Raw genomic sequence first — 7,297 nt, forward strand, 5'->3', positions numbered from 1 at the left:
GTGCTCGGGCACGGACTGGCGGACCTCCTGGAACGCGGGGACTCCCCCGCCATCGTCAACATCGCCGGTCCCGGCGGGTTCCCCGGAAAGATCCGCTGGGAGGACGTCCAGTTGCGCGAGGGTTACACGGGCGTGCGCGCCGCCATGCAGTCCTCGCGCTGCAACGACCTGCTCGGCGTGGACTTCCCGGTCCGCCACCCCGGGGCGCGCGTCCGGTACGTGCTCTACAACCCGGGTTTCGTGCGCACGGGGATGGCCGACCCCCTGCCGCTGCCGCAGCGCGTCCTGACCAGGGCGCTGGCTCGGGTGTTCGCGACCCCGGCGGGCAGGGCCGCCGTGCCGCTCGCCCGGTTCCTGGACGCGCCCCCGGAGGCCGCTGTCACCGCCTTCCGGCGCGGCACGGAGTTGGGGCTGACCGGAGCGGACTTCGCCCCGGGGGCGGCCGACCGGCTGCACTCCCACACGGTGGACCTGTTGTCGGCGGTCCCCGGGCGGCGCGGTTCCTGAGCTGGCCGGGTGTTCCGGCGGTCCGGAACGCGGCTTTACGCACGGCCACCGAGGTGGCAGAAAGACACTGGTGGTGTGATCGTGGACACCGCCGGTGTTCTTGTGGAGTCGTTTCCCGAGGTATGGGGCGGATACCTCGTCCGCTGACCAGCGGTTCCCGGGACAAGGAACGGCACAGGAGGCGCGTTGCGACTCTCCCAGATCACTCTGCGCGCCCGCCCCTTACTGAGAGTTTACCCAGACCGGGTAGACATAGACGGAATGGGCCCCCACGGACCTGAGATAAGGATGTGCGCGACGTGATGGACTGGTTGAGCAATCTCTTCGGCGGAGCAGCCGAGGAAGCAGCCCAGGGAGTGTCCGAGGCCGTGGGCGGAGTCGGCGAGGCCGTGGGCGGGATCGGTGAGACCCTGGGCGGCGCCGGTGAGGCCGCGCAGTCCTACGGCGAGGAAGCCGTCGGCGGTTTCGCCGAGGGCGCCCAGGCCTACGGCGAGGAGGCCGTGGGCGGTTTCCAGGACAGCGCCACCGAGGCGGTCAGCGGCTTCCAGGAGCAGGCCGACACCGTGAGCGGTATCGCGGAGGACCCGGGCGGCGCAGCCGCCGACCACTTCTTCGGCAACAACTGACCTACCGCCGTCCCGGCCCCCGGCCGGGAGGGTACGGCCCGCCCGGAGCACCCGTGCCCCGGGCGGGCCAGTCGCGCGCCGCGAAGCCGTCGCGTCCCGTCAGCCGGGGAACAGCCGGTCCAGGTGGTCGTCCAGGACGGCCAGTGCCCGTTCCCGCGTCCCGTGCCCGAGCAGGGTCTGCGCCCTGAGCCCGTCCACGGGTGCGAGGACCGCGGTCGCCGCCGTCTCGGGGTCGGTGCCCTCCGCCGCCGCGCCGTTGGCGGCTCCCCGGCGGACGACGTCCTCCAGGAGCGCCTGGACGCCCGTGTAACCCCGCAGCAGCGACTCGGCCAACCGCGGCTCGACCAGCGCCCGCGCCTGGAAGGCGACACTCACCCGCTGCGCCTCCAGTTACTCCGGAGCACCGCCGAGCAGCACGGCCAGGACCGTGCGGACGACGGCGCGGGGCTCCGGGTGGTCGGGCGGTCCGGCGAGGGCATCCCGCACCCCGGCCATGTCCCACTCGGGGCGCTGGGCTGCGTCTTCGTGCTCGCGACCTGTTTCTCCATCGCGCACGGGTAGATCCGGGGCCGTGCTCAGGCGCGGCGAGGAGGGCGCCCGGAACACGGGGGCGGCCGGTCCCCACGACCACGGCGCCGGGGAGCGGCGGCTCCGGATCCCACGGGGGACTCCGCCCGGTTCGGAAGGCGGCTCCCCACCCCGGAATGCGGTGTTCCGCAGTACTCCCGCGCCTGGCGGGTGGCTAGTGTCGACGCTGACGCCGACCGCGACGGCCTCCCCCGTCTTCCTGGGGCACAGGGTTTCCCGAGGGCACAGAATTCCCCGAAGGCACGGGCCTCCGAGGGCACGAGTCCGCGCGTGGACAGCCGAGGGCGGGCGCCGGGCACGGACAGCCGGAGGCGGCGGCGATCGGAGCGGAGGAGAGGACGGGCGTGACGACGCACGGGGACGCGCATCCGGCGACAGCGGTGGCGCGCACATGGGGCCGGGCCGTGACGGGCGCCGCCGCCGGAGCGGTGACCGCGCTGGCCGAGGCCCTCTTCCTCGCGGCGGTCCTCGTGGCCGCCGTTCCCACGCTGCCCCTCCTGCTCCGTCCCGCCTCGCGCGCGTCCCTGCGCCGGGCGCTGGACGGGGCCGCCCGGCCGCTGGTCTCCCTGGAGCGCGGCCGCCTGTCCGCCCTGTTCGGCGTCGACGTCACCGTGCGCCCGGGGACGGCCCGACCGCTCGCCTACCTCGCGGTGCGCTGCCCGGTGGGGCTCTTCGGCGGGCTGGTGCTGGCCTTCTTCGCCGCCGGGCTCTACCTGGCGCTGTCACCGCTGGAGGTGCTCGACGGCAACGACCCCGCGATCGTGCCGATCGGCCTGGCCCTGATGTACCTGAGCGCGCAGGGGACTGTGGGCCTGGTGGGAACGGAACGCTGGCTGGCCCGGCGGTTCCTCGGCCCCAGCCGACAGGACCTCATGGAGGAGCGGATCGGGGTCCTGGTCGCGACCCGCGCGGGGGTGGTCGCCGCCGTCGACGAGGAGCGCCGACGCATCGAGCGCGACCTGCACGACGGCGTCCAGCAGCGCCTGGTGCTGCTGGGGATGGCACTGGGCCGGGCCCGCCGCGACCCGGGTTCGGAGCGGGGGCGCGCACTGGTCGAGCAGGCCTACGAGGAGTCCCGCGACGCCCTGCGCGACCTGAAGGAGGTCGCCTGGCGGGTCTACCCGGCCGCGCTCGCCGGGTCGGGACTGCGGGCCGCGCTGCACGACCTGGTCGGCCGGTCGAACCTGCCGATCGACCTGGAGTACGGACTGGAGGGCGCGTGCCCGCCGACCGTGGAGACGGCGGCCTACTTCGTGGTCGCCGAGTCGGTGACCAACGCGGTCAAGCACGCGCGCGCCGAACGGGTCAGCGTGCTGGTCGGCGCGCGGGGCGAGGGGGGAGCGAGGTCCGTGGTGGTGCGGATACGGGACGACGGGGTGGGCGGGGCCGACCCCGCGGGAACGGGGCTGGCCGGTCTGGCCAGCCGGGTCGAGGCGCTCGACGGCCGGCTGTCGGTGGACAGCCCCGCGGGCGGGCCGACGACGGTCAGGGCGGAGCTGCCGTGCGGGTGATGCTGGCCGAGGACTCGGCACTGCTGCGCGAGGGGCTGGTGCGGCTCCTGGAGGATGAGGGGCACCAGGTGCTCGCCTCGGTCGGGGACGCCGACGCCCTGCTGGCGGCCGTCCGCGGGGAGGCGCCCGACGTGGCCGTGGTGGACGTGCGCATGCCGCCCACGCACACCGACGAGGGGTTGCGCGCCGCGCTGCGGATCCGCCGGGAACAGCCCGGGGTGGGTGTGCTGGTGCTGTCCCAGTACGTGGAGAAGCGGTACGCCACCCGGCTGTTCGGTGAGAACACCACCGGGGTGGGCTACCTGCTCAAGGACCGGGTGGTGGAGGTCGACGAGTTCCTCGAAGCCCTGGTCAGGGTGGGGTCGGGAGGCGCGGCCTTCGACCCGGAGGTGGTGCGCCAGCTGCTCGCGGGCAGCAGTCGCAGGGACCCGCTGGGGCGCCTGACCGAGCGTGAACGCGACGTCATGGCCCTGATGGCGCAGGGGCACATCAACTCGGCGATCGCGGCGCGGCTGTTCGTGTCGCAGAGCGCGGTGGAGAAGCACGCCAACGCCATCTTCGACAAGCTGGAGCTGGGTGACACCAAGGGGTACAGCCGACGCGTGCTGGCGGTGCTGCGCTACATGGAAGCCTGAGCGCGGGCGGGGCGGGGCACGGGGGCGCCGCGCGGCGGTGAGCGGTGTCCACCGCGCGGCCGTCGGCCGCGGGTCCGCCGGGGGTGGAGGTCCCGGCGGACCCGGTCCGGAGGAGGGGTTCCGGACGGCCGGTCGGTTGGTCGTGGGGATCAGGTGAAGTTCACGTCACTGCACAGGTAGTAGACCTGGTCCATGTGGGAGGCCTGCCAGATCGTGAACACGATGTGGTGGCCGGACCTGCCCGAGGTGCTGACGTCGATGTAGCTGTCCAGCGCGGGCGCGTAGGGACCGGTCTCCTCGACCAGTTCGAGGTCGTCCCAGCCCAGGGCCTGGGTGGCCGGGTCGAACCCCTGCTCGGTGACGTAGACGCGGAAGTAGTCCGCGCCGTGCTGGGCCTGGTCGTACAGGTGGAGGGTGAAGTCGTCGCCGACGTCGGTGGTCTGCCACGGGCCGACCGCGTCCATCGAGTCGTAGCGGCCACCCTCGGTGTTGCCACCGCTGCACAGGGTCCCGTCGGGGATCTGGCCCTGGTGGTTGCCGCCCACGTTGTTGCGGTACAGGCCGTTCCAGTTCCACATGGCGTTGGGGTTGTCCTGCCACGCCTGCCAGCACATGGGGTCTTCCTGCGCCATGTCCGGGTTGAGGTGGTCGCTGCCCCAGCGCTCCCAGCAACCGTAGTTGCGGCTGGCGGGGTCCACGATCGAGCCGTGCGCGGAGGCGGGGGCGGCCATCGTGGTCAGTGCGACCAGGGGCACGGAGGCCAGGACGAGCGCGCGTGCGGCCCAGGTCCGGGGGGTGGCCCCGGTGGTCTCGGTGGTCTCGGTGGCTTGGGGGGTCGTGCTTTCCATTGCGTTCTCCATCGTTCTCGGCTTGGCCAGCCGATCGACGGGAGCGCTCCCACACCGCATGTTACCCCTTGGAGCCGAGTCGAAACAGAGCGCGGGAAAAATCCCTGGCGCACCTCCGGAGCGGGCGGCTACCGTCCCCGGTGTCCCCCGACCGCCCTCCAGGAAGGACACCGATGCGCGCCACCGCCGCCCACCCGACCGCCCGCCCCGCTCCGGCACGGGAACCGCACCCCGGGTGACGCGGTTCCGGGGAGACCGCGGACAGCGCCGAAAGCGGTGACAGCACCGGGCGCAGGGCGCCGCCTCCCCGGCACCAGCGGGTTCACGGCTCACTCCCGTCGAGGCGGGACGGACGGCTTCCGGCCCTCTCGTCCCCGCGCCGAACGGCGCTTTCGTCATGCCCTCCCGGGAGACCCACCGTGTCCCTGTTCCGTCGTGCCCGTGGCGCACGTCCTTCCCGCACGTCCCTCGGCCCCGACTTCGCCCGCCTGTGGGGCGCCTCGGCCCTGACCAACCTCGGCGACGGGGCCCTGGTCTCCGCGGGCCCGCTCCTCGTCGCCTCCCTCTCCCCCTCCCCGCTGGCGGTCTCCGCCGCGGCGGCGCTCCAGATGCTGCCCCACCTGCTGTTCTCCCTGACCTCGGGCGCGCTCGTCGACCGCCTGCCGCGGCGTGCCGTGCTCGCCGCGGCCAACCTGGCCCGCGGCACGGTCCTGGCGCTGCTCACCGCCGTGGTCCTGTCCGGCAGTACCGCCCTGTGGCCGGTCTACACGTCGGTGTTCGTGCTGGGCGTGGGCGAGACTCTGGCCGACACCGCGTACGGCTCACTGCTGCCGTCGGTGGTCCACCGCGACGCGCTGGGCCGGGCCAACGCCCGGCTGGCACTGACCTTCTCGCTCAACAACCAGCTGGCGGGCCCGCCCCTGGGCGCGCTGATGTTCGCGGCGCTGACCGCACTGCCGTTCGGGTTCGACGCGCTGGCCTACCTGATGTCGGTGCTGCTCGTGCTGCGGATCCGTCCGGTGCGGCCGGACCTGCCCGCGCGGCCCGGACCGGCGGAGCCGCGGACGACGCTGCGCGCCGATGTCGCCCGGGGGCTGGCCTTCGTGTGGGGAGCGCCGGGCCTGCGCACGCTGTGCGGCTGCATCCTGGTGATGAACCTGGCCGGGGTGGGCGCGTTCGCGGTCTGGGTGCTCTACGCCCGCGAGCACCTGGGGCTGTCCGAGGCCGGGTTCGGGCTGTTCGTCACCGCGGGCGCGGTGGGCGGCGTCCTGGGGTCGCAGGCGTACGGGTGGCTGGAGGCCCGCCTGGGACGGGCGTTCCTGCTGCGGTGGGGCCTGGTGGTGGAGGCGGCGACCTACCTGGCCCTGACACTGACCTCGACCGGCCTGGTGGCGGGTGCGGTCATGGTGCTGTTCGGGGTGCACACGGTGGTGTGGGGCACGGCCGCCACGACGGTGCGCCAGCGGCTCACCCCCGACCGGCTGCTGGGCCGGGTGGGGGGCGTGTACCGGCTCGCCGACCTGGGCGGAGCCGCCCTCGGCGCGGTGGCGGGCGGCCTCCTCGCCGAGCACGCGGGGCTGCTGGTCCCGTTCTGGGTCGCGACCGCCGCGGTGGGTCTGCTCGCCGTGACCGCATGGCGACCACTGGTTATTACTGACCGGTTGTGAAGCAGGTCACCACCTGCGCATTTCCCTTCTGTGAACCGCGTACCAGAAATACTCCGGTCATATGGTGTTTACATATCACCATTGTCGGGCTACCGTTCAGGAAAGCGTTCCGGAGCCGTAACACTCAGCTACGGAAACCGGTGACGCCTTCGCACACACTGTTCACATCCATCCCCCTACACCCCCGCTCACCCCGACTGGGAGCGCTCCCAACCTTCCGGTCCCTTTTCGCTCAGCTTTACCCCGGATCTAAGGCACGCGAATGCCGCGCTCACCTCCATAAACGCAGGGAATTCCCGCATCCCCCGTCTGCCGGGCCCGAACTCCTCGGCCCGGCACTCCCGAAGGCTCCTTCTGGCAACTCGCTTCCATAAGGAAAGAAGAGATGAGCACACCCCCCCGTGCCATGAACCTACGTTCGTGGACACGACGCGGCCTGGCCGCGACCTCCGCCCTGGTGCTCGGCAGCACCCTGGCGGTCGCCTCCTCCGTACCCGCCAGCGCCGCGGCCGGTTGCGAGGTCGACTACCAACTCAACGACTGGGGCTCCGGCTTCACCGCGAGCGTGGAGATCACCAACCTCGGCGACGCGGTCAACGGCTGGACCCTGGAATGGGACTTCGCCGGAAACCAGCAGATCACCAACTCCTGGAACGGCACCGTCTCCCAGAGCGGCCAGAGCGTCTCGGTCACCAACGCCGGGCACAACGCCTCACTCTCCACCAACGGCACCGCCACCTTCGGCTTCCAGGGAAGCTACACCGGAAGCAACGCGGCACCCACGGCCTTCGAACTCAACGGTGTGGCCTGTGAGGGCCTGGTCGACCCCGGACCCGACCCCGACCCCGACCCCGACCCCGATCCGGACCCGGACCCCGGCACGGGCGAGCGGGTGGACAACCCCTACGTGGGCGC

At 72.8% G+C, this 7,297-nt stretch carries 9 protein-coding genes; 6 read left to right on the top strand and 3 right to left on the bottom strand.

Annotated features, from left to right (window positions below):
• Positions 1-507 carry an SDR family NAD(P)-dependent oxidoreductase gene (locus FYW99_RS24570; RefSeq protein ID WP_150254398.1) on the top strand — a complete coding sequence of 169 codons (507 nt, stop codon included), beginning with the start codon at positions 1-3 and terminating at the stop codon, positions 505-507.
• 302 nt (positions 508-809) lie between these two features.
• Positions 810-1,133: a hypothetical protein gene (locus FYW99_RS24575; protein WP_394350376.1), complete on the top strand. Its 324-nt coding sequence runs from the start codon at positions 810-812 to the stop codon at positions 1,131-1,133.
• A 99-nt stretch (positions 1,134-1,232) separates the two neighbouring features.
• On the opposite strand, the gene FYW99_RS24580 is transcribed toward FYW99_RS24575, so the two are convergent.
• The gene (locus FYW99_RS24580; protein ID WP_190394792.1) at positions 1,233-1,508 is read right to left on the bottom strand and encodes a TetR family transcriptional regulator C-terminal domain-containing protein; all 276 of its coding nucleotides are present in this window, start codon (positions 1,506-1,508) and stop codon (positions 1,233-1,235) included.
• Positions 1,509-1,523: 15 nt separating this feature from the next.
• Entirely contained in the window at positions 1,524-1,688 is a 165-nt protein-coding gene (locus tag FYW99_RS31930) for a hypothetical protein (protein ID WP_190394793.1), read from the bottom strand.
• Positions 1,689-2,065: 377 nt separating this feature from the next.
• Between FYW99_RS31930 and FYW99_RS24585 the strand changes: the two genes are divergently transcribed.
• Complete coding sequence (locus FYW99_RS24585) at positions 2,066-3,232, top strand: sensor histidine kinase (protein WP_150254401.1); 1,167 nt, start codon at positions 2,066-2,068, stop codon at positions 3,230-3,232.
• Positions 3,223-3,867: a response regulator transcription factor gene (locus tag FYW99_RS24590; RefSeq protein WP_150254402.1), complete on the top strand. Its 645-nt coding sequence runs from the start codon at positions 3,223-3,225 to the stop codon at positions 3,865-3,867. The genes FYW99_RS24585 and FYW99_RS24590 overlap by 10 nt, the downstream gene beginning before the upstream one ends.
• Before the next feature lie 149 nt (positions 3,868-4,016).
• Here the strand turns inward: FYW99_RS24590 and FYW99_RS24595 are convergent, their stop codons facing one another.
• Complete coding sequence (locus FYW99_RS24595; protein WP_150254403.1) at positions 4,017-4,715, bottom strand: lytic polysaccharide monooxygenase auxiliary activity family 9 protein; 699 nt, start codon at positions 4,713-4,715, stop codon at positions 4,017-4,019.
• 419 nt (positions 4,716-5,134) lie between these two features.
• On the opposite strand from FYW99_RS24595, the gene FYW99_RS24600 reads away from it, so the two are divergent.
• A complete protein-coding gene (locus tag FYW99_RS24600) occupies positions 5,135-6,382 on the top strand; it encodes an MFS transporter (RefSeq protein ID WP_223839483.1) in 1,248 nt (415 codons plus the stop codon).
• A gap of 385 nt (positions 6,383-6,767) precedes the next feature.
• Positions 6,768-7,297: cellulose-binding domain-containing protein (locus FYW99_RS24605; RefSeq protein WP_190394794.1), on the top strand; the 530-nt coding region annotated here is incomplete at its 3' end.

The sequence above is a fragment of the Nocardiopsis deserti genome (genome assembly GCF_008638355.1).
Lineage (GTDB): Bacteria > Actinomycetota > Actinomycetes > Streptosporangiales > Streptosporangiaceae > Nocardiopsis > Nocardiopsis alborubida.